The sequence below is a fragment of the Helicobacteraceae bacterium genome, from assembly GCA_031258155.1.
Lineage (GTDB): Bacteria > Campylobacterota > Campylobacteria > Campylobacterales > SZUA-545 > JAIRNH01.
This window is the reverse complement of record JAIRNH010000056.1, coordinates 28,949-49,286: the sequence shown is the minus strand read 5'-3', so window position 1 is coordinate 49,286 and position 20,338 is coordinate 28,949. Positions and strand designations below refer to the sequence as shown.

General features: G+C 51.1%; 26 protein-coding genes. 7 read left to right on the top strand and 19 right to left on the bottom strand.

Annotated features, from left to right (window positions below):
• The 10 genes from trxB to ilvC all read right to left on the bottom strand — a co-directional run bounded on the left by trxB (window position 1) and on the right by ilvC (window position 7,366).
• Window positions 1-945 (bottom strand): thioredoxin-disulfide reductase, encoded by a 945-nt coding sequence (gene trxB, locus LBF86_07760; protein MDR0665396.1) that lies wholly within the window; start codon window positions 943-945, stop codon window positions 1-3.
• 45 nt (window positions 946-990) lie between these two features.
• Window positions 991-1,407 (bottom strand): hypothetical protein, encoded by a 417-nt coding sequence (locus tag LBF86_07755; protein ID MDR0665395.1) that lies wholly within the window; start codon window positions 1,405-1,407, stop codon window positions 991-993.
• Window positions 1,408-1,472: 65 nt separating this feature from the next.
• Window positions 1,473-1,796, bottom strand: a complete 324-nt coding sequence (gene trxA / locus LBF86_07750) for a thioredoxin (GenBank protein MDR0665394.1) — start codon at window positions 1,794-1,796, stop codon at window positions 1,473-1,475.
• Window positions 1,797-1,822: 26 nt separating this feature from the next.
• Window positions 1,823-2,614, bottom strand: a complete 792-nt coding sequence (locus LBF86_07745) for a TatD family hydrolase (protein ID MDR0665393.1) — start codon at window positions 2,612-2,614, stop codon at window positions 1,823-1,825.
• A 158-nt stretch (window positions 2,615-2,772) separates the two neighbouring features.
• On the bottom strand, window positions 2,773-3,168 hold the full coding sequence (gene ruvX / locus LBF86_07740; protein MDR0665392.1) for a Holliday junction resolvase RuvX: 396 nt from the start codon (window positions 3,166-3,168) through the stop codon (window positions 2,773-2,775).
• Window positions 3,149-3,916, bottom strand: a complete 768-nt coding sequence (locus LBF86_07735; GenBank protein ID MDR0665391.1) for a DNA-protecting protein DprA — start codon at window positions 3,914-3,916, stop codon at window positions 3,149-3,151. The genes ruvX and LBF86_07735 overlap by 20 nt, the downstream gene beginning before the upstream one ends.
• The gene (locus tag LBF86_07730) at window positions 3,916-5,286 is read right to left on the bottom strand and encodes a hypothetical protein (protein MDR0665390.1); all 1,371 of its coding nucleotides are present in this window, start codon (window positions 5,284-5,286) and stop codon (window positions 3,916-3,918) included. The genes LBF86_07735 and LBF86_07730 overlap by 1 nt, the downstream gene beginning before the upstream one ends.
• The gene (gene minE / locus LBF86_07725) at window positions 5,283-5,525 is read right to left on the bottom strand and encodes a cell division topological specificity factor MinE (protein MDR0665389.1); all 243 of its coding nucleotides are present in this window, start codon (window positions 5,523-5,525) and stop codon (window positions 5,283-5,285) included. The genes LBF86_07730 and minE overlap by 4 nt, the downstream gene beginning before the upstream one ends.
• Window positions 5,522-6,331 (bottom strand): septum site-determining protein MinD, encoded by an 810-nt coding sequence (gene minD / locus LBF86_07720; GenBank protein MDR0665388.1) that lies wholly within the window; start codon window positions 6,329-6,331, stop codon window positions 5,522-5,524. The genes minE and minD overlap by 4 nt, the downstream gene beginning before the upstream one ends.
• 12 nt (window positions 6,332-6,343) lie before the next feature.
• Window positions 6,344-7,366, bottom strand: a complete 1,023-nt coding sequence (gene ilvC, locus LBF86_07715) for a ketol-acid reductoisomerase (GenBank protein MDR0665387.1) — start codon at window positions 7,364-7,366, stop codon at window positions 6,344-6,346.
• A 108-nt stretch (window positions 7,367-7,474) separates the two neighbouring features.
• Between ilvC and LBF86_07710 the strand changes: the two genes are divergently transcribed.
• The 7 genes from LBF86_07710 (at window position 7,475) to rpsR (ending at window position 13,423) form a co-directional block, all read left to right on the top strand.
• On the top strand, window positions 7,475-8,299 hold the full coding sequence (locus LBF86_07710; protein MDR0665386.1) for an HDOD domain-containing protein: 825 nt from the start codon (window positions 7,475-7,477) through the stop codon (window positions 8,297-8,299).
• A gap of 81 nt (window positions 8,300-8,380) precedes the next feature.
• Entirely contained in the window at window positions 8,381-9,181 is an 801-nt protein-coding gene (locus LBF86_07705) for an HDOD domain-containing protein (GenBank protein ID MDR0665385.1), read from the top strand.
• Entirely contained in the window at window positions 9,178-11,136 is a 1,959-nt protein-coding gene (locus LBF86_07700; GenBank protein MDR0665384.1) for a ribonuclease R, read from the top strand. The genes LBF86_07705 and LBF86_07700 overlap by 4 nt, the downstream gene beginning before the upstream one ends.
• Window positions 11,133-12,110 carry a hypothetical protein gene (locus LBF86_07695; GenBank protein ID MDR0665383.1) on the top strand — a complete coding sequence of 326 codons (978 nt, stop codon included), beginning with the start codon at window positions 11,133-11,135 and terminating at the stop codon, window positions 12,108-12,110. The genes LBF86_07700 and LBF86_07695 overlap by 4 nt, the downstream gene beginning before the upstream one ends.
• 68 nt (window positions 12,111-12,178) lie before the next feature.
• Window positions 12,179-12,679, top strand: coding sequence for a 30S ribosomal protein S6 (gene rpsF, locus LBF86_07690; GenBank protein MDR0665382.1), 501 nt, complete (start codon window positions 12,179-12,181; stop codon window positions 12,677-12,679).
• On the top strand, window positions 12,669-13,175 hold the full coding sequence (gene ssb / locus LBF86_07685; protein MDR0665381.1) for a single-stranded DNA-binding protein: 507 nt from the start codon (window positions 12,669-12,671) through the stop codon (window positions 13,173-13,175). The genes rpsF and ssb overlap by 11 nt, the downstream gene beginning before the upstream one ends.
• Before the next feature lie 8 nt (window positions 13,176-13,183).
• Window positions 13,184-13,423, top strand: coding sequence for a 30S ribosomal protein S18 (gene rpsR, locus LBF86_07680; GenBank protein ID MDR0665380.1), 240 nt, complete (start codon window positions 13,184-13,186; stop codon window positions 13,421-13,423).
• A 41-nt stretch (window positions 13,424-13,464) separates the two neighbouring features.
• Here the strand turns inward: rpsR and mrdA are convergent, their stop codons facing one another.
• From mrdA to LBF86_07635, 9 genes are read right to left on the bottom strand one after another with little or no spacing between them, the layout of a single operon-like run.
• Window positions 13,465-15,261: a penicillin-binding protein 2 gene (gene mrdA / locus LBF86_07675; GenBank protein MDR0665379.1), complete on the bottom strand. Its 1,797-nt coding sequence runs from the start codon at window positions 15,259-15,261 to the stop codon at window positions 13,465-13,467.
• The gene (locus tag LBF86_07670; protein MDR0665378.1) at window positions 15,261-15,731 is read right to left on the bottom strand and encodes a hypothetical protein; all 471 of its coding nucleotides are present in this window, start codon (window positions 15,729-15,731) and stop codon (window positions 15,261-15,263) included. The genes mrdA and LBF86_07670 overlap by 1 nt, the downstream gene beginning before the upstream one ends.
• A complete protein-coding gene (locus LBF86_07665) occupies window positions 15,680-16,135 on the bottom strand; it encodes an N-acetyltransferase (GenBank protein MDR0665377.1) in 456 nt (151 codons plus the stop codon). The genes LBF86_07670 and LBF86_07665 overlap by 52 nt, the downstream gene beginning before the upstream one ends.
• Before the next feature lies 1 nt (window position 16,136).
• Entirely contained in the window at window positions 16,137-16,727 is a 591-nt protein-coding gene (gene yihA, locus LBF86_07660) for a ribosome biogenesis GTP-binding protein YihA/YsxC (GenBank protein MDR0665376.1), read from the bottom strand.
• Window positions 16,711-17,184, bottom strand: coding sequence for a lipopolysaccharide transport periplasmic protein LptA (gene lptA / locus LBF86_07655; protein ID MDR0665375.1), 474 nt, complete (start codon window positions 17,182-17,184; stop codon window positions 16,711-16,713). The genes yihA and lptA overlap by 17 nt, the downstream gene beginning before the upstream one ends.
• The gene (lptC, locus tag LBF86_07650; GenBank protein ID MDR0665374.1) at window positions 17,171-17,686 is read right to left on the bottom strand and encodes an LPS export ABC transporter periplasmic protein LptC; all 516 of its coding nucleotides are present in this window, start codon (window positions 17,684-17,686) and stop codon (window positions 17,171-17,173) included. Before lptC ends, lptA begins: the two co-directional genes overlap by 14 nt.
• The gene (gene hisB / locus LBF86_07645; GenBank protein ID MDR0665373.1) at window positions 17,687-18,262 is read right to left on the bottom strand and encodes an imidazoleglycerol-phosphate dehydratase HisB; all 576 of its coding nucleotides are present in this window, start codon (window positions 18,260-18,262) and stop codon (window positions 17,687-17,689) included.
• A gap of 9 nt (window positions 18,263-18,271) precedes the next feature.
• Window positions 18,272-19,036 carry a septal ring lytic transglycosylase RlpA family protein gene (locus LBF86_07640; protein ID MDR0665372.1) on the bottom strand — a complete coding sequence of 255 codons (765 nt, stop codon included), beginning with the start codon at window positions 19,034-19,036 and terminating at the stop codon, window positions 18,272-18,274.
• 52 nt (window positions 19,037-19,088) lie between these two features.
• Window positions 19,089-20,324, bottom strand: coding sequence for a LysM peptidoglycan-binding domain-containing protein (locus tag LBF86_07635; GenBank protein ID MDR0665371.1), 1,236 nt, complete (start codon window positions 20,322-20,324; stop codon window positions 19,089-19,091).
• Window positions 20,325-20,338: the final 14 nt, after the last annotated feature.

The following is a 20,338-nucleotide window of genomic DNA, read 5'->3' as shown; positions in this document are numbered from 1 at the left end:
TTAGCCTCTCTTTCGCTCTAAATACTCGATCGCGCTAAGAGCGGATATAGCGCCGTCGGACGCGGCGCACACCACCTGTTTTGGCGAGTCGGCGCGAACGTCTCCCGCGACGAAAAATCCCTCTAAATTAGTTCGCATTTTAAGATCGACTATAACTTCGCCCTTATCGTTGGTCGCGCAGATAAAGCCGCCTTTTTGATCTTTAAGCGGTTCGTTTTTTACGCTTCTGCCGACAAATACGAACACGCCCGGAACATTTATATCGATCTCGCCTTTGGAGTCGATCGCCACCTTGACTCCCGTTACGCCGTTTTGCGAATCGCCTAAAATTTTAATTGGCTTGGCGTTAAGAACAAACTCTATGTTTTGCTCCGCTTTTGCCCTCTCAACCGTCGAAGGCGCGGCGCGAAAGCCCTCTCTGCGATGGATTATATAGACCTTTTTGCAGGTTTTCGCCAGATAGATCGCCTCCTCCAAAGCCGCGTCGCCGCCGCCTATGATCGCGACCTCTTTGCCCCTGTAAAAAAAGCCGTCGCAGGTGGCGCATACGCTCACGCCTCGACCAAAAAATTCGTCCTCTCCCTCGAAGCCGATCTTTTTCGGGACGGAGCCTGTGGCGAAAATTACCGCTTTGGCTTCGATCGTTTTACCGCCGCTTGTCGTAAGGATAAAAATCCCCTGATCGCTTTTGGCGACTCGCGCGATCTCGTCGCTCTCGTGTTTTAAGCCGAATTTTTGCGCCTGCGGCAACCAGCTTTGCATAAACTCCATGCCGCTAATAACCTCTAATTTACCCGGATAATTTTCTATTTCGCTCGATTGGGTAATCTGTCCGCCCGGCATAGCGGGTTCAAACAAAACGACGTTTTTCACGCCGCCTCTCGCGGCGTATAAACCCGCCGTTAATCCCGCGGGACCGCCGCCTATAATCGCTAAATCTAACATAACGTTCTCCTTGATTGCTAAACTATTATCATAGCAAAAGAGCCGCTATAGAACCTCAATCAGCGTTCCTTGTTTATATAGATCGCCTTTTTGCCTTTCAAGCAGTAAAACGCTCGGCGATTTGGTTATGTGAAATCTATGCACGACGTTTAAGAGCGTGTTTATTCCAGCCGTCATATAGATCGCGCCGTTTTCGCTAGGTTTGCGCCCCTGCGCGAGATCGACGGCAAGAATCGTCAGGTTTTTAACGTTTTTGACGCGCTTTATCACCGACCGCGCGTCCTCTTGCATCTCGCTGTAAATTATGAGAATATAGGCTTCCTCCGTCGGGGCGAATATATCGCCGTCGCCCGTGTAGAACGTCCACTGACCAAAGTCGATAAAGTTAAAGCGCGAAAACTTGTAGTTGTAATAAACAAAACTCGCCGCCGCCATAGCGGCGACGAAGAACGACGAGAACATCGCCCCTCTGAGGCGAAACGCGCCGCGACGCAAAACGCTAATCTTTCACCGAGTTTTCGGCTTTATCAGGCGCCGATAAGAGCGTCGAGCTTCTCCGCGAACTTCTGTTTCGGTTGAAGACCAACTATGCTATCGACCTGCTCGCCGTCTTTGAAAAAGAGGATCGTAGGAACGGATCGCACGCCAAAACGCGCGGCTAAGTCTTGATTTTCATCTACGTTCACTTTGCCTACGCTAACCTTGTCCTTGTATTGCCCCGCCAACTCTTCGATCAACGGCGCGATCATTCGGCACGGACCGCACCAAGGCGCCCAAAAATCAACTAGACTTACGCCCTCTTTGACCTTCTCGTCAAAAGTTTCCGTTGTTGTTTCGGTAACTTGTCCCATTATCGCTAACTCCTAAATTGATTGATTTAACCGATAATTTTTGCCAAAAAGGGCTTAAGAGAGAAACAATCGAACGCGTTTCGCGTCGTTTCGCGGATGATCGTCTCGCGCGGCAGCCCTTTAATTTCCGCTAGTTTTTGGACGACAAACTCTAAAAAAGCGCTCTCGTTGCGCTTGCCTCTATGCGGAGCGGGCGCGAGATAGGGCGCGTCGGTTTCAAGAACGACGCGATTGAGCGGAATATTCGCCGTAACGTCGCGCAACTTTTGCGCGTTTGCGAAGGTTAGCGCGCCGCCGATACCAAAATAAAAACCGCGATCGGCGAGGCTCAAAAGCCGCTCGTCGCCCGTAAAGCAGTGTAAAACCCCGCCCGTTTTGGCGAATTGCAACGCCTCTAAAGCGTCGCTCGAAGCGTCGCGGATATGGACGATCAGCGGCAGTTTGCGATCGTTTGCTATTTCAATATGTCGCCGAAAGATCGCCCGCTGCCGATCTTTGATCGCGGCGGCTTGATTTGGCTCTTTTGGCAGGCGAAAATAATCCAGCCCGCACTCGCCGACGGCGACGCATTTTGGATTAACCAAGAACGGCGACATAGCCGCTTCGTCGAAACGATCAATATCGTATGGGTGCGCGCCGACGGCAAACAAGATATCTTCGTTTGATCTGGCGATCGCCTCGGCTTTGCCTAGATCGCTAGGGTCTGCGCCCGGAATAATAAACGCGCCGACGTTCGCTTCTCGCGCTCGCGCTATAACCTCGATTAGATCGTCGTCGTAGTCGCGATGATCTAGGTGAATATGCGTGTCTATAATCATAACTTCAATCCCTCAAATATCGTTCAACGCGGCGATCTATACGCGAAAGCGGATAAGCCTAGCTTCCAAACGCATTTTTTATAAGCGCTCTAAAACTTTCCCGCGATAGCGCGAAGGCGATAAGCGCAACGGTTACAACGATCTTTATCCAGATAAAGCTACGCATGTTTTTGTTCCAGAAATCTTTCCAAAATTATCAGCGCCGCAAGCGAATCGAGCCGACCGTCTTTGGTTTTGCCCAAACGACCTTTAGCGCGCTCGCTCGCCTCTTGCGAGCTAAACGCCTCGTCCTGAAAAAAGATCGGGACGCTCAATTTAGTTAGTCCTATAAAATGTTCCGCGCGACGGCGCATCTCGTTTTCGCTGGCGGAGCCGATCGGCGCGCCTATAACAATCCTGTCGATATTATATTCGACGGCGATATTAAACGCCGCCAACGCCGCTTGATTTCGGTTCTTGCGGATAATCGCGTTAAGCGGCAGAGCCAACTTATTATCTGGCGAGTAGGCGAGACCGATTCGTTTTAAGCCAAGATCAATAGCTAACGTCGGCAAGCTCGATCCTTCCGTCTCTTACGACGATTTTCCCCGCAAGCTCGTATTCATAGACGATCGCGCCGAACTTATCGAGCGCGCTTTCAAAAAGAGGGCGATCGGCGGCGAAAAGCAGCACGGGATCGCTCTCTTTGGGCGCGGCGCGAAGCCCAAGCGCGTTTAAGATCGTCTCTTCGCTCCAGATCGCTTTGGCTTTACCGCTCGCTAATAGCGCGTTAGTCGCCTCGCTTTCTCCTAAGCGGTGCGGCAGCGTAAAGAGCGGTTTTTTCTGCCGCAGAGCCAAATTGCAGCTAGCGCTAGAACCGCTTTTTAGATCGGCTTGCGTTACGCACACGACGGCGGCAATGCCCGTAATTAGCCTATTGCGATGAACGAAGCTCCAGTTTCTAGGCGCGGTTTCTTTTTCAAACTCGCTTAAAACAAGCGCGTTTTGCTTGACGGGCGCGATATGCCTTCGCCTATCGTTGTCGATCGAACCGGCTAGAATCGCGATCGTGTTTGGAAAAGCCGCCTCGTGCGCGGCGCTATCCACGCCGTTAGCGCCGCCGCTTACCACGACCGCGCCCGCCTCTTTAAGCGCGGCGGCGATTCGTTTCGTCCAAGTTTTCGCGTAGTTTGACGCTATCCTCGCGCCCACGATCGCGACAAGCGGGCGCGAAAGCAAGGAGAGATCGCCTTCGTAGTAGAGCGCTTTGGGAGGGTTGTCTATAGCTTGAAGCGCGGCGGGAATCTCTGTTAGGCGAGTCATTATTTTTTGTTTTTTACATTGACTAGTTTATAGAAAAGCCCGTCGGTGTTTTTGTAACCAAACAGTCTTGATTTAAGCGATCGTAGATTATCTATCGTTAATACGTCCGTTTCAAAATGCGAAAATTTGTTTCGCATATTTACGACGGCTTTTAGCTCGTAATAGTCAATCTGATGCGGAGCGTATATTTTGCGGATTATTTTAATCGCCTCGCCAAGCAGGAGATGTTTTTTGTTTCTCTGCCAGAACGGTTCGGCTAGTTTTTTTACCAAATAATCAAACCCGTTAAACCATGCGTGCATAATCTGCGATATATATTCAGGGCTTCTTTCGTAAAGATAAAAACCTTCTGATATTTGATCGATCAGAGCGTTTGGCATTTTAGAGCCGAAAAGCTCCGAAAACTCCACTTTTATATCCGCAATCCTAGCGCTGATCTGCGTATCTTGTATATTTTTGCTCTCTTCGATCAGGACGTCGCTAATAGCGGCGAGTTCTCGTTCGAGCCGCCCGCGTTCGCTTTTGAGAGAGATCGTCTCTTTTGTTGCGTCGTCGATCGATTTTGAAAGCTGAGCGCTGTTTCGCTTGTTCATAGATCGCTTTAGAATGTCGTGCTTTATCTCTAACTCTTGTTGTTTTAACGCGATCATTTTGTTTATCTCAAGCAGCGACGTTTTATATCTTTCAACTTCGCTGGCGCTCGCCTCTAGCCGTTCTCTCTCTTCGCTTAATAGCTCGTAGGCGATTTGGCGTTGTTCGTCGTAGCTTAAATTTCTAATAGACCACGCGAAAAAGGCGACGAACGAAATCAGGAACATTCCGTAATATACCGCGCTTCTCGCCCAGAAGTAGCTGAAAAAACTGTCCGCCCACTTTGAGAAGCTGAAATATTTATCCGTAATATAGTCCGGCAACAGAGAAAAACTGATCGCTCTTAGAAAAGAGGCGTAAAATTTTGGGATTATATAATAGCTGTATTGAAAAGAGTAGTTCTCTATTGTCTTTGTAACTATTGAGCGCAAATATAGACCTTCGCAACACCTGTCTAACCAGCGTCCGCTATATCTATGCGAATATATGATGTTTTTGCTTGTCGCTTCGCTTACGATCAGATCGAGCGACGGCGGAATTTGAATGTAATCAAGCGCGTGTTTTACGCTTAAAGGCTCGCCCGCCGCCGCGTTTTCGTTTATAATGCCGCGCACGGTGCGATCAAAAGCGTTAATCTCCTCTTTTACGTTCTGTTCGTAACCGCCGCTGAAATAGGTTAGATAGTCGATAACGCTCCACACCGTAAAAGCGACGAAAACAGAGATTGGCGCCGATACGAGAACGGCGCGAATATATTTATTGCGCGCGGGGAGTTTCATTTGCCGTTTTCTAGGTCGATTTCAATCTCCAGACGATCGATATGTTGATTTTTTTTGGCGAGTATCCGTATATCGCTCGCGTTGATATAGCGTTTGATTACGAAAAGTATCTCCTCTTTCATTTGATCAATAAAATCAAACGAAGCGTTTGCCCGTTCTTTTTCCAGCGTAATGATTAAGCGGTTTTTTGCGACGCTCGCGCTTTTTTTTTGACCGAACAGATCGCTTAGAAAACTCATTTGAACAGTCCCTTAATAAAGCCGCCGATCCCTTTGGCGCTCTCTAGCGAAGCAAAAGCGACCTCTTCGCCGATAACGCGCTTGGCTATGCGCCGATACGCGCCGCCGCTTTCCGATTTGGGGTTTCGGACGACGACCTCTCCGGTATTTGTCGCCACGACGACAAGCTCGTCCTCCGGAACGAGTCCGATCAGATCGATAGCGAGTATCTGTAAAACGTCTTCGGGGCTTAGCATTTGACCTTTTTTGATCATCTCCGGTTTAATGCGGTTTATAATAAGTTTTTTCGCGACCTCGCCGCCCTCTTTGGCTTTTTTGCTTTTAGCGTCGATAATGCCGATAACGCGATCCGCGTCGCGCACCGCCGAAACTTCGGGAGTCGATACTATTAACGCCGTGTCCGCGAGATAGATCGAGTGTTCAAATCCGCTTTCAATGCCCGCCGGCGAGTCGATTATCACATAATCAAACTCTTTTTTTAACTCGTTAATTAGCGTCTCGACTTTTTTTGACTCCAAAACGCTTTTATCGCGCGTTTGGGAAGCGGGCAAAAAGAAAAGAGACTTAACGCGCTTGTCGGCGATTAGCGCTTGATTAAGTTTGCAACGCCCGTCCATTACGTCGATCGAATCGTAAACGATACGGTTTTCAAGCCCTAGGATCATATCCAGATTGCGAAGCCCTATGTCGAAATCGACCGCGACGACTTTTTTATCCGCTTCGGCGATCGCGGTGGAGATGTTAGCTACGGCGGTGCTTTTGCCTACCCCGCCTTTGCCGCTTGTGATCGTTAGAACTTGACCCACTTTATTAACGTCCTAATTTTTATTCTGATCGACGAGTTTGCTCGCCGCGATCCACGGCATCATAGCGCGCAATTTGCGCCCCGTAGTTTCGATCTGGCTATTGAAAAGATTGCGCCGCTCGGCTTGCATTCGCGGATAGCCCAGATCGCCTTCGGCGATAAAGTCCTTGGCGAACGAGCCGTTTTGAATCTCTTTTAGAATCTGTTTCATCGCCTTGCGGCTTTCGTCGTTGATCACCTTCGGACCGCTTACCATATCGCCGTATTCGGCGGTGTTGGAGACGGAGTAGCGCATATCCGCTATGCCGCCTTGATAGATCAGATCGACGATCAATTTAAGCTCGTGCAGACATTCGAAATACGCCATTTCAGGCGGATAGCCCGCCTCGGTAAGCGTTTCAAAACCGGCTTGCACCAGCGCGCTAACGCCGCCGCATAACACCGCCTGTTCGCCGAAGAGATCGGTTTCGGTCTCGTCTTTGAAGGTGGTAACGATAATGCCCGTGCGCCCGCCGCCGATCGCGCTCGCGTAACTTTTGGCTACCTCTAGCGTATTGCCCGAAGGGTCCTGCTCTACGGCGATCAGATCGGGAATGCCGCCGCCTTTGACAAACTCGCTTCGCACGGTGTGTCCGGGCGCTTTGGGCGCGATCATCGTTACGTTTATATCGGGCGCGGGGACGATCCGCTTAAAGTGAATGTTAAAGCCGTGTCCGAAGGCGATCGTGGCGCCTTTTTTGAGATTTGGCGCGATCTCGGCTTCATAAACCGCCTTCTGTTTCTCGTCGGGCAGGAGGATCATTACGAAATCGGCTTCCTTAACCGCTTCGCCCACCTCTAAGACCTTGAAGTTTTTGGCTTCGGCTTTTTTCCAGCTCGCGCCGCCCTTTTTCAGACCGATAGTAACCTCCACGCCGCTGTCGCGCAGGTTTTCGGCGTGCGCGTGTCCTTGCGAGCCGAAGCCGACGACGACGGTTTTTTTCGATCGGATAAGACTTAAGTCGCAATCTTTGTCGTAATATACGGTCAAAGCCATTGTTTTCCTTTTGAGCGATTTTTATTTTGCGATTTTACGCTTGAGGGGCTGAAAAGGTAAATTGACTACAATTACCGCTAATAATTATTTGTTGTCGCGGAGAACAAAATGAACGATGCAATTGTAAAGAGCGTTAAAAATCTTCCGCCGCTTCCAAAGACGGCGATAAAGGTGCAGGAGGTCTGCGCCAACCCGCTTGGAAGCGTCGCGGAATTAACAAAGGTTATAGAAGAAGACCCTATGCTGACGGCGAACCTGTTAAAGGCGGCAAACTCGCCTCTTTACGGGTTCGCAAGAGAGATCAAGACGCTCTCGCAGGCGGTTTCGCTGTTTGGCATGGCGACGGTGCGCGGTTTTGCAATCGCCTCCGTCGTAAGAAACTCTTTGGCGCCCGATCTTTCTCCTTACGATATTAACGCCGATCAGTTTGTGCAGCTGTGCCAACTACAAAACGCTCTTACGATCCGCTGGTATGGCATATTTGATCGCTCTAAACTAGAGGAGCTTTCCCCCGCGTCGTTTCTCTCTCCAATAGGTAGGCTTATTATGGCTAACGAGCTGGTTAAGTCAAACAAGGTCGAGCCGTTCAAGGAACTGTGGCGGCGGGTCGGACTTGAGAAGGCGGAAGCGGAGATATTGCAATCAAGCTATCAGGAGGTTAGCGCCGCGATTTTCGCCCATTGGCATTTTGAACCCGCGCTGGTAGAGATAATAAGGCATTCCGAAGATCCTTCGCGCGCCGCTCCCGAAATTATCGAACGCGCGAGAGTTTTGCGCGTGGCGCAGATCGCCGCGGATTTTCCAAACGGCGTAAGCGAGAAAAGCGCGGCGGACGCGGTAAATATCGCGAAAGATTACGGTATGAGCGCGCAGGCGCTTGAAAACGTGATCAAAACGTTAACTAACCGAAATAACGCCGACGCGCGATCTTAAAAACTAGCGCGCCGACAAGCGGCGCGGCATAGTATAAAGTGGCTATAATTCACGCATAGTCGTTTTTGCAAAGGAACTACGATGAACGAGGCGCTCTATACGCGCGTTAAGAGCTTGCCGTCTCTGCCGGAGTCGGTAATCAAAGTGCAACAAATATGCAACGATCCCAACTCAAGCATATCTGACCTAACGAAGATAATCGAAAACGATCCTATGCTCACGGCAAACATTCTAAAAGCCGCCAATTCGCCGCTTTACGGCTTTTCGCGCGCTATCAAAACGTTGGGGCAGGCGGTTTCGCTATTTGGCATGGCGACGGTGCGCGGCTTCGCGCTGTCCGGCGCGGTTAAAAGCACGATGAAAATCGATATGTCCCCCTACCGGATCACGGCGGAGCAATTTGCCGATCTATCGTTGCTTCAAAACGCGCTTATGGTGCGCTGGTATTCGCAAGTTAGCCGCAATATGCTCGATATACTCTCCCCCGCGTCGTTTTTGGCGGGCGTGGGACGGCTCATCATAGCGCAGGAGGTCGTCAAAGCGGGCAAGAGCGAGGCTTTTGCCAATAGAGCGTTGATCAACGGTTTCGCCGTCGCCGAAACGGAGTTTGTGGACGCGCGCTATCAAGAGGTCAGCGCGGCGGTCTTTAGCCACTGGCTATTCGAGTCGGAGCTTGTCGAGGCGATTGGCGGATCGATCGACCCCTCGGCGGTGAACGAAGCCATGCGTCCTTACGCTTTCGCGCTTCAGGTCGTGCAAACGGCGGTCGAAACGCCTTCCGGCATTACCGCGGCGAGCGCGGAAACCGCGGCGAAACTTGTTTCGCTTAACGGCGGCTCTAGCGAAGCGTTTTTAAGAGCCGCCAACAACTTTGTGAAATGAGGGAGTTTCTACAGAAGCTATTAACGGGAGTTCCTAGTTCGGCTCTGGACAAACGAGAGCTTAAATTAGCCCATACGCTAATCAAAGCTAAGCTACTTGACGATCGCCCTTTGTTACGGCTTGATAGCGATCTGCTCGTCGGCTTTTACCTTCAACCCAAACTAATAAAACAAGGGCGCAAAAGCGTCGGTTATTTCCACCCTTTAGGGGCAAGAGGGCGCGATTATATCGTGCAACCCTCCGACAGCCAAAACGCCGCTCATCGCGATCTGGCGATCGCGAGAGCGCTCGGTTTCAGGCGGGGCAGGGCGGCGGCGAAGATCGTCTATATCGCCGAAGAGAGCGGCGAAAGACCGATCGCCTACGTCGGGCGCGTCCATAATAGAGCCGCGCTATTTGATATTAACTCCGACGCGCCGCTAGATATTGGAATTAAGCAAAGAACGCTAAAAGAGTTTCAAGAGGGCGCGGTGTTGACGCTTGATCGCAAAAGCGGCGAGATTGCGGAAGTTTTAGGCGTTCTAAGCGATCCGAAGGTGGACGAGGCGATCGTTTTATCCCGCTATAACCGCGCCGATCGCTTCGGCGCCGAGCAAATTATGGAAGCCAAAGCGCACGGCGAGAGCGTAGATAGATCGCTCTACCCAAACCGCGTCGATCTAAGCGATCTGCCGTTTATCACAATCGATCCGATCGACGCTAAAGACTTTGACGATTCGATTTATTACGACGATAAAAATCGCGTTTTATACGTCGCCATCGCCGACGTTTCAGCGTATGCGGCGGAGTTCGGCGAAATTGACAAAGAGGCGAGAAAGCGCGGTTTTTCCGTCTATCTGCCGCACAAATCGATCCCTATGTTGCCAAGAGAGCTTAGCGAGAACCTATGCTCGCTTAAGCCCCGTGTCGATCGGCTCGCTTTTACCTTTAAGCTGGAGCTAGACGAAAACTTAAACGTTAAAAAATACGAGCTATTCGAGAGCGTGATAAGGTCTATTCGCCGCTACCACTACGATCGCATAGACGAACTGTTTGAAGGCGCGAAAGCGGACGAGCAAGATCGCGAGATACTAACGTGGCTTTTGCCGCTAAAAGAGCTGATTATCGCGCTTCGACGGAAACGGCTTAAAAGGGGCTTTAGCTTTTCCAATCCCGAAATCAAGCTCGTTTTGGACAAAGAGTTGTCGCTGCAAAAGACAATCAAAGCCAAAGAGACCGTCTCGCACCAGTTGATCGAGGAGTGCATGCTGCTTGCCAACTGCGCGGCGGCGGAGTATTTTCAATTCGGCGTTTTTCGCACGCACGAGGCGCCCGACGATCGCTCTTTAGACGAGCTATTAGACGATTTAAGCGAGATCGGCGTGGTCGTAAAAAGAGCCAAAAGCGTTCATGCGACCATCGAGGCGATTCAGAAAGAGGCGAGGGCGCTCGGCGTGGGCGAACAGGTCGATCGAATGCTGATCAGATCGCTTAAACGCGCGCAATACACCTACGACAATATAGGACATTTTGGGCTTGGATTCGCAAAATATACGCACTTTACCTCGCCGATTCGCCGCTATTCCGATCTAATGCTGCATAGGCTTTTGAAGACGATTATCTATAACGACGATAAAAAAAGAGGATATATTTTATCTAGCCTGCAACGATTAGCGCCTATTATAACGTTGCTAGAAGCCGAGGTCGCGCAGATCGAGCGGCAATACGCCGATCGCGCTTACGCTAGATGGGCTTCGACGCGTATCGGGCTGACTTTGGAGGGCGAAGTTTTGGACGAGGCGCTCAAAGGCAAAGAGGCGGTTATTATTATCGACGATCCGCTGATTCAGGGCATGCGCGTCTATCTGCCGCTGGAGCGTAAAAGGACGGATCTTTTGCAAAAATTCGGGCGCGTTAAGGTCTCTATCGCCTCCGTTAGCATAGTTACCGCTCGCGTAACGGTCGCTTTGGCGTGAAGCAGTGGGAGCTTGATTCAAGACTCGCGCGCAAGCCGCCTCTTAAAGCCGCGATCTTTTTTGGCGATCTGGCTATGGTCGAGATATACGTCCAAAAGTATCTAAAAACGCTTTCTGGCGGGCTTGATATTTTGAAGCTCTACTACGACGAGGTTAATTTTGGCGCGGCGCTAGGGCATATCTCCTCGCCGAGTTTATTTGGCGACGGAAATTTGCTGATCGTCCGAATAGAGAAGAAAATCGAAACAAAACTTATCTCGTCGCTACTAGAAGCTATCAGAAAAAACGCAGCTTCGTATATGCTCTTTATTTACGAAGCCGACGACGCTAAAACCAAATTAGCCTCTTTGGAGAGGGGCGAGGGCGCGGCGGGATTTTACGCCGTAGTCAGATTTTATCCGCCAAGGGCGAACGAGGCGGCTAAAACGCTTATCGACGAGGCGGCTAAAAAAGGCTTGGAATTAAGCGACGCGCAGGCGCGGCATCTGCTAAAGATAAACGAGAACAACCTATCGTTTGCCTTGTCCGATCTTGGCAAGCTGGAGATATACCGCGACGCGGGCTCCTCGCTGATCGATCTCGTCGGCGCCGGTTATAGCGACGGCGACTCGTTTCGCTTGATCGCGGCGCTCGCGGATAAGCGCCCGTTTTACGGCGAGCTAGAGCGGTTATTTTTGCGTTCCGATAACGAAATGGAGATACTCCTAGAGCTGTATCGCGCCTTCCGTCAGCTTTTCGCCTTCTTTTGCGCGGCGCGGCTTGGCAAGGACGGCAAGGATTTTCTAGGCTACGCTTTGCCCAAGGATATAGACGAGGCGCGCAAAAAACTCGCCTACAGATTTCGCAGATCGCAGTGGGCGGCTATATTCGAGGCTTTAAGCGAGCTAGAACTCGGCTTCAAACAGAGCGATACGCGCGAGAAACGATCGTTGCTTTACGCGGTTTTAATCAAACTTCAAACAAATATATTGTAAAATCCGCGCCTATTTTACGCCTTCCTCGTTTTTGGACGAAAACGGGGCGCGAGACCAAAAGGAGCAGTATGTCCAAACGATACGAAACGGCGTTTATTCTTAAACCCACGCTTACGGACGAAGAGGTTGACGCCAAGATAAACTTTTTTAGCGAAATAATCGTTAAAAACGGCGGCGAGATAGTCGCGATCGAGCGTTTAGGCGTCAAAAAGCTCGCCTACGCGATTAAAAAGTTTGAGCGCGGCGTTTATGTCGTTATCTATTTTATTTCTGACGGCCAAGTCAATAAAGAGCTTGAGCGCGTCTATGGCATTACGGAAGACGTTTTGCGGTTTATCGCGATTAAATACGAGACGAAGGTCGAGATCGAGGCGTGGGAAAATATGGTAAATCGCGCCAAAGGGCTGCCTTTCAAAGAGTTTAAGCTCAGCGAAACCGTCCGCGAATACCGCCCAAGAACTCCTCGCGCGCCGCGCGGCGAAGCCGACGGCGAAAGACGCGAACGCGCGCCGCGCCGCGAAGAGAAAGAGAGCGCGGAAGAAATTAAGGAAACGAAAGTTGCTGAATAAAGTTCTATTGATTGGCAATTTAACTCGCGACGTTGAGATTCGCTACTCTCAGGGCGGTTTGGCGATCGCGAAGTTCGGACTCGCCGTAAATCGGCGCTGGAAGGATCGCAACACAAACGAGGATCGCGAGGAAACGCTGTTTGTCGATATAAACGTTTTTGGCAGAAGCGCCGAGATCGCGCATCAATACCTCTCTAAAGGGCGGCAGACGCTCGTGGAGGGGCGGCTTGTGCTGGAGCAATGGACGGATCAAAACGGACAGAAACGATCGCGCCACTCCATTTCGGCGGAAAATATCCAGTTTCTAGGCGGCGCGAAAAACGAGGGCGACTCTCAAAACCAGAGCGGCTCGTATGAGGAGGAGCGCCAAACGTCAAACGCTCAACCTTCGTATTCTCGGCAACCGGAGCGGCAAGAACGCGCGGATACGGACGCTAAACGCTCTTCTAGCGCTGTTCCAAACATCGACATTAACGATGAAGAACTACCATTTTAAGGAAAAACATGGCTGAAAAAGGCAAATTTTTTAAGCGCCACTGCAAATACAGCGAGGCAAAAATCGAGTTTATCGATTATAAGGATATTCATCTGCTTAAACATTCGTTAAGCGAAAGATTTAAAATTATGCCGCGCCGCTTAACCGGCAACGGCAAAGTCGCGCAAGATATTGTGCGCGTCGCCATTAAACGCGCGCGGCATATGGCGCTTATCCCGTATTCGGCGGGGCGCGATTCGATCGGCTAAGCGGGCGCCCCTCGCTTCGAGGTTTATCGAGCCGCTAAAGCCTAAAAGTATCCCAGTTCCGTCATTTTGCGCAAAACGCGGGCGGTAATCGGCGCGGCGACCCCGCCGCCGCTCATACCGTGTTCAACGAGCGTTACAAACGCGTATCGCGGCTTTTCAAACGGCGCGTAACCGATATACCAAGCGTGCGATCGCATATTAAATTCCAGCTCCGTTTCGCTCATTATTTTGCGCTCGTTTTGCGGTATGCTCGTTACTTGAGCCGTTCCCGTTTTGCCGGCGACTTTGAACGGCAGATTAGCCATCGCTCTAGCGGAGGTGCCGCCGGTCTGATTTGCCCCGTCGAACATGCCGCCCCTAATTGTTTCGATATAAACCAGATCGCTTTCGCTGAACGCCTCTTGAGCCGAGTATTCGGTTTTAACGTTGCGAACGCTTTCGGCAAAGCGCGGTTTTATCAACTTTCCCGTAGCGATCAGCGCGACGTTTTCTAACGCCTGCATAGGCGTAATTAAAAAATCGCCCTGTCCGATCGAGGTGTTCACGGTGTCTCCGTATAACCAGCTACGTTTGGTTTTCTCTAGTTTTCGTTCGCGGCTTGGCACCACGCCGATAAACTCGTTTGGCAGATCGACGCCGCTTTTGGCGCCGTAACCGTGCCGCAAAAGTTTTTGCGAGATCGCGTCGATTCCGGCGACTAAGCCGCCTCTATAAAAATAGACGTCGCAGCTTTCGGCGATAGCGCGGCGCATCTGCACGTCGCCATGCCCCCACGATCTCCAGCAACGATAGTTGCGATCGGCCAAAGCGAAGGAGCCGGCGCAGTTAAACTCGGTTTCGGGCGTAATCTTGCCGGACTCCAGAAAAGAGAGCGCCACGCTTGGTTTGACGATGCTGCCGGGCGGATATAGGCTGTTTACCAGCTTATTGACGAACGGGTGGCGAAAATCGTTTATCATCTCGCGCCACTCCGCGGAGCTAATGCCCGTAATAAACTTTTCGTTGTCGTATTCGGGGTAGCTTCCCGCCGCGATTATGCCGCCCGTCTCCAAATCCATCACCATTACGACGCCCGATCGTTCCTCGCGGACGAACAGATTGTGAATAAACCGTTGCAGGCGAATATCTAAAAACAGTTTCATGTCCTGCATTTGGCTTGGCTCGACGCGCGAAATCTCCTCGATCTCGCGATTAAGCGCCGTTACCTGATAACTGCGGCTGCCCAGATCGCCTTGTAGCTCCTTGTTGTAGTAAAGCTCCAACCCGTCGCGTCCGTGATAGCCGATTGTCTTGCTTATCGAATCGATATTGGCGGCGGTGCGATCGGCTTTGGAGACATAGCCAAGAACGTGCGACGCGACGCTTCCGTTAGGATAATGACGCAAGGTCGTCGGCGAAATATGAATCGTTTCATTTAGCGAAAGTTTGGTAAAAAAGGGCAGCATAGTTTCATACGGCACGAACGGCGATAGCTCCACAGGTTCGTGGCTATAGGCGTTATCGGCTTTTATATAACGAGCGCGAAGCGTCTCTTTGCTTTCGCCGTTGTTTGGAATAACCGATAAAATATAGTCGATCGTTTGATCTAGTCGTCTGCCTTTCGCGCGATCTAGGTGCGGAGAGAACGATACGGAAAACCCCAATCTATTGACGGCGAGAGGCGCGCCGTTTCGATCAAATATCGCGCCGCGAACGGGCAGAAGCGGCTCGACTTTAAGCGTGTTTTTTAACGCCAGAATCCCGTAATGCTCCCCGCGCAAGACCGTGAGATAAAAAACGCGCCCGATCAGAGTCAGCGATATGGCGATGATCAGCGTGGAGAGTATTCGTAAACGCATTATCTCAAAACCGCCGCCGCGATAATCAATTCGACGAAAATATAATAGACGAGCAGCCAGCTAAACGACAACGGCTCCATTCCGAACAGAAAGTATATCAGGCTAACCAGCGCGTAATAGACGAGGTAGGCGCTCGCGATCGAGACGGCGGCGATCGCAAAGCGGCTGACGATAATATCTTCGATTGTCGGCACGACAAACTTTAGGAAAAAATACAAAAATAGGCAGCCGCTCGCGACGATCAGCCCGTGATCCGCTTCGTAAAAAAGTATGTAACACATAGCGAGCCACATATAGCGTTGATCTTTTTTATGCGCGACGAAAGCGAACCAGAAACCAAACAGCGGCGGCAAAAGATAGTAAATTGTCCCAAGCGATTCATAGACGACAAGCGCTAGCAGGATAAAGCCGTAACGGACTATATCGCGAGGATTAACGCCGTTTCGTCGCACGTCGGAAAATGCTTGCACCGAATACAGTCCTCCCAAACTTTGTGATGCCAAACCTCTTCTTTGGGCGCTCTTTTGAATCCTAGACGCTCAAAAAACGAAGGGCGATAGGTAAGCGTCAGGATATGTTCCAGCCCTAGCGATTTTGCCTCTTCGATCAGCTTTTGCGTTATCGCGCCGCCGATACCTCTACCCTGAAACGCTTTTGCCACCGCGAGCGATCGAATCTCGCCTAAACGCGCCGTGTAGATGTAGAGCGCCGCAAAACCCGCGATAACGCCGTTTTCGCGGGCGATCGTATAAGATCGGATCATATTGGCGACCTCTTCGTCGCTCCTAGATAGCACCAACCCCTCGTCGATATACGGCTTGACCAGCTCTTGCATAGCGGCTATATCGGATAGTTTCGCCTTGGTCAGTTCCATTTTAAACTCCGATAATCCGATCCCAAAGTTTATCCAAACCTTCGCCGGTAACGGACGAGAGTAGCAAAGCCTCCGGCTTTCGGCGCAACAGAGCGTCGCGTTCTTGGCGGTTTAGCTTATCGACTTTAGTATAGACCGCCAGATCCGTTTGATCGGGATTTAATACGTCGCGGACAAAATCGCTCATAACGCTATCTTGCGGCAGATCGATATGGCGGCTGTCGATCAGGCGTAAAAAGAGACGAATCGTTCGACGGTTTCTTAAAAACGCGCTTAAGCGCCTACCCCACGCCTCGCGTTCGGTTTTGGAGGTTTTCGCGTATCCGAAGCCCGGCAGGTCTACAAACCTAAGCCTAATTTGCTCGTCTTTGTGTTTGACCGCGATCTCGTAATAGTTAATCATACGGGTTTTTCCGGGCGCGGAGCTAGTTTTAGCTAGGTTTTTTCTTCCGCATAACGCGTTTAGCAACGAGCTTTTTCCCGCGTTTGATCGCCCCAGAAAAACGATCTCGCTTAAACTTGGTTCGGGCGCGCCGACTTCGTTTATGGCGGAGGTTAAAAATTTCGCTTCAACGTTAAGGTTTGGTTTCATTGCGATCTTTGATCGTAAATATAAGTCTAACCGGAGAGGACTCCTTGCCGCTTACCCGCGCTATGCGCGTTATCTCGTTAAAGGCGATCTGCTCTCCGATTATTTTGCGCTTATTTATCGGATCCTCGACGCTCGCGCGCCCTTTTAAGGTATAAACGCCCTCGGCGGGAACATATACGATCTCGTCCGCTTCGCCGGTATATTGCGCGCCGTTCTCTATGGTTACGCTAAACGAGGAGGAACCTTTTGATTCAAATCTGCTAACTTCGCGATCTGGCGTAAACAGAACCGTTACGCGATCGCCGCGCAAAACGTCGGCGCCTCTTATGATTTTTACCGATCCTTCGAGAACGGTTCGCCCCGTTTTCTCGTCGGCGTAAAGGCGATCGGCGTTTGCCTCGATCGTCGCGGCGCGGATAAGAGCGGCAAAAAGAATCAATAGGCTAAATGTTCTCATCGTTAAAAATCGCCTTGACCTTGTTAGCCAAGAAGGTCTTATTAACGCTGTCGGCGGTAAAACCCACGCCGTTCATAACGCCTTGCGCGCTTGTCGTTACGAAAGCGCCCGTTCCCGTTATCAGCTTGCTTTTGACGTTGTATCGAGCCGTTTGCGTTTTTAGCGTCCGCCCCGAACCGCTCCAGTAATAGACCTCTTTTTCTATCAGTATATCGTCGCCCTTTACCACTCCCAATACGCCGGATAGCCCGTCGCGCTCGTCTCCTATCTGTCTTAAAGCTATCGGATAGTCCATCTCCTCGCGATCTTCAAAAACGCGCCCGCTTTGCGCCGTCAAAACGGCGCTTACGCCGTCCGCGCCGATCGCGTAAATTTGATAGTTGTCGAACTCTAGGCGAGCCGTCGTTTTTAGCTCGCCGCCCTCTCGATTTTCAGGCGATAGCGCAAACGACGCGATCAGGCTAAGCGATAGTAGCAGTAGCGCGGCGCTCCATATTTTCAATTAAAGCGTCCCTTTTAAGCTCGGCGCGCCGATCACTCTGGGATTTGGCGCGATCGCCGCGCGCAACGCGATCGCGAACGCCTTAAACGCCGCTTCCGCTATATGGTGGCGGTTAGAACCGCGAACAAGATCGATATGCGCGGATATTTTTGCGTTTAACGTTAGCGCGCGAAAAAACTCTTCGGCTAGTTCGCCGTCGAACTCTCCGATTTTTCCGTCTAGCGGAACGTTCCAGCTTAGAAACGCGCGACCGCCAACGTCGATCGCGCATTGAACCGCGGCTTCGTCCAAAACGGCTATGCGATCCGAAAATCGCTCGATCCCTTCGGCGGGATAGATCGCCTCGTTCAACGCGCTTCCAAGCGCTATTCCTACGTCCTCTACGGTGTGGTGTCCGTCTATGAACAGATCGCCTTCGCAGGTAAGCTCCAGATCGACGAGCGCGTGCTTGGCGAACGATTGCAGCATATGATCGAAAAATCCCGCGCCCGTTTTGACGACGCTTTTTCCGCTTCCTAGCAGCTCTAGTTTCAACGAAATATCCGTTTCGTTCGTTTTTCTGTTTTTGATAATCATCGCAATCCTTTACGAGGCGCTCATCACAACCGCGTTTGTGAAACCAAACGAGTCTTTAAAGCGCGTCGCCTCTTCTTTGGAATTAAAACCGCCTATTAGAACGCGGTGTAAATCGGCGCCCTCAAACTCTACCGTTTGGATTACAACGGCGCTGTTCGGCGCCTTTTTTAGCGTTTCGTTTTTTAGGCGGTTGGCGCTTTCAATGGAGCGAAACGACCCTAATTGAATAAAAAAGCCGCCGCCCAAAGTTTTTGCTTCGTTTGCGCTCGCCTGTTTAGCCTGCGGTTGATCGCCAAGTCGCGCGGATATATGCGCGTCGTATTCCAACACCTCGATCGTAACCCTCGCGGTTCCGCTTTTATCAAGCCCTAGCGCTTTGCCCGCCGTGTAACTAAGATCGATTATGCGTCCCTCCACAAAGGGTCCTCGATCGTTGATTCGCGCTTTTACTTGCGCGCCGCTTCCCTCGCGAGTAACAAGCACGATCGTATTCATCGGAAGCGTTTTGTGCGCGGCGGTTCCGGGCGCGTACATATTGTAGATTTCGCCGCTTGAAGTCTTTCTGCCGTGAAACTCCGCGCCATACCAGCTTGCGACGCCCGACTCTTTCCAACCGATCGGGCGAATCTGCGGATAGTAGCGTTTGCCAAGCGCGGAGTAGCTGCGAAGCGTAGCCTCGTGCAAGTTCGCCGCGCCGTCGCCGCGCGTAGGCTCCAAAGCGCGATAGCCGCTCGAATAAGGACTGGATCGTTCGCTGGGGTAATATCCGATCACCGTCGCGCCGGCGCGTTGATATTTGGCGCCGCAGCCGACAAAAAACGTCGAGCTAACGAGCAATAATAATAAGCCGATCGCCCGCATAGATTGTATTTTGTCTGAGCCGATTCGCGTCTTTTAGTTCCGCGACGGAGATCTTGAACTGTCTGGCGATCGAATCGAGCGAATCTCCCTTTTGCACGATATACTCGTTCGAGACGGCGCTGTTTGTCGCGCTGATCGCGGGGATCACCAACTGCTGCTTTTCTCTGATCGTGGAGCTAGAGAGGCGGTTAAAGTCCTTGATCATGCTTGTTGTTACGCCGTATCGATTTGCGATTACGCTTAGACTGTCGCCCTTTTGCACGACATGAACGATATAGCGACCGCGGTTTTCGGAAAACTCGTAGTTTTGCTTAAATTCCGCCATTCTGTCGTAGGGAAGATAGATCGAATAGCTTTTGCCATACGGGGGGACAAACTCGTAACGCAAAGAGGGATTTAGCGCTCTTATGCTCGCGACGCTGGTTCCTGCGGCTCTGGCGATCTCTTGAAACGTGGCTCCGGGCGCGACCTCTACGACTGCCATAGGGTAAGAGGAGCCGCGATTTAGCAGGTGTTCGGCGCTAGTTCCCACCATTAGGCTTTCGCTTTCGGAGAGCGAGGCTAAAGCAAGCACCTTTCTTAGGTAGTGGCGCGTTTCAAACGGGAGATACGGCTTTTTGGTTTTTGGGTTAACGCTCATCAACACTTCTAGGTTGTCCGTGCCGGCTTGCGCAATCGCCTTCTTTAATCTGCCCTCTCCGCAGTTATACGCCATAATGGCGAGCGACCATTTGCCAAATTGCGCGTGCAAATCCTTCAGATAGCGAATAGCCGCGTCGGTGGATTTGATCGGATCGCGTCTTTCGTCCGCGTAGTTATCCACTTTAAGACCGTATCGTTTGGCGGTTCCCGCGATAAACTGCCAAATGCCGGCGGCTTTGGCGATCGAGTAAGCCTTGGGCTTGAAACTAGATTCCGCCATCGCCATATAAACCAGTGCGGGCGGCAGACCCGCTTCGGCGATCTTCTGCTTGATAAGCGGTCGATAGATGTAAGCGTCCGACAGAATACGCAAGAAAGCCTCTTGTTTATAAAAAACAAAATTGCTTTTCATGGTTTGAAATTCCGGATCTTGCAAAAACGACTCGTCAACGTCCAAAGACAACAATACCGATCGATCGCGGTTGCCCTCGTTTGATTCGTATAACGCCGCGCTTAACGTCAAACAACACGCGATCAACGCAACTATAGCTTTAGACATTGCCACCCCGCTTC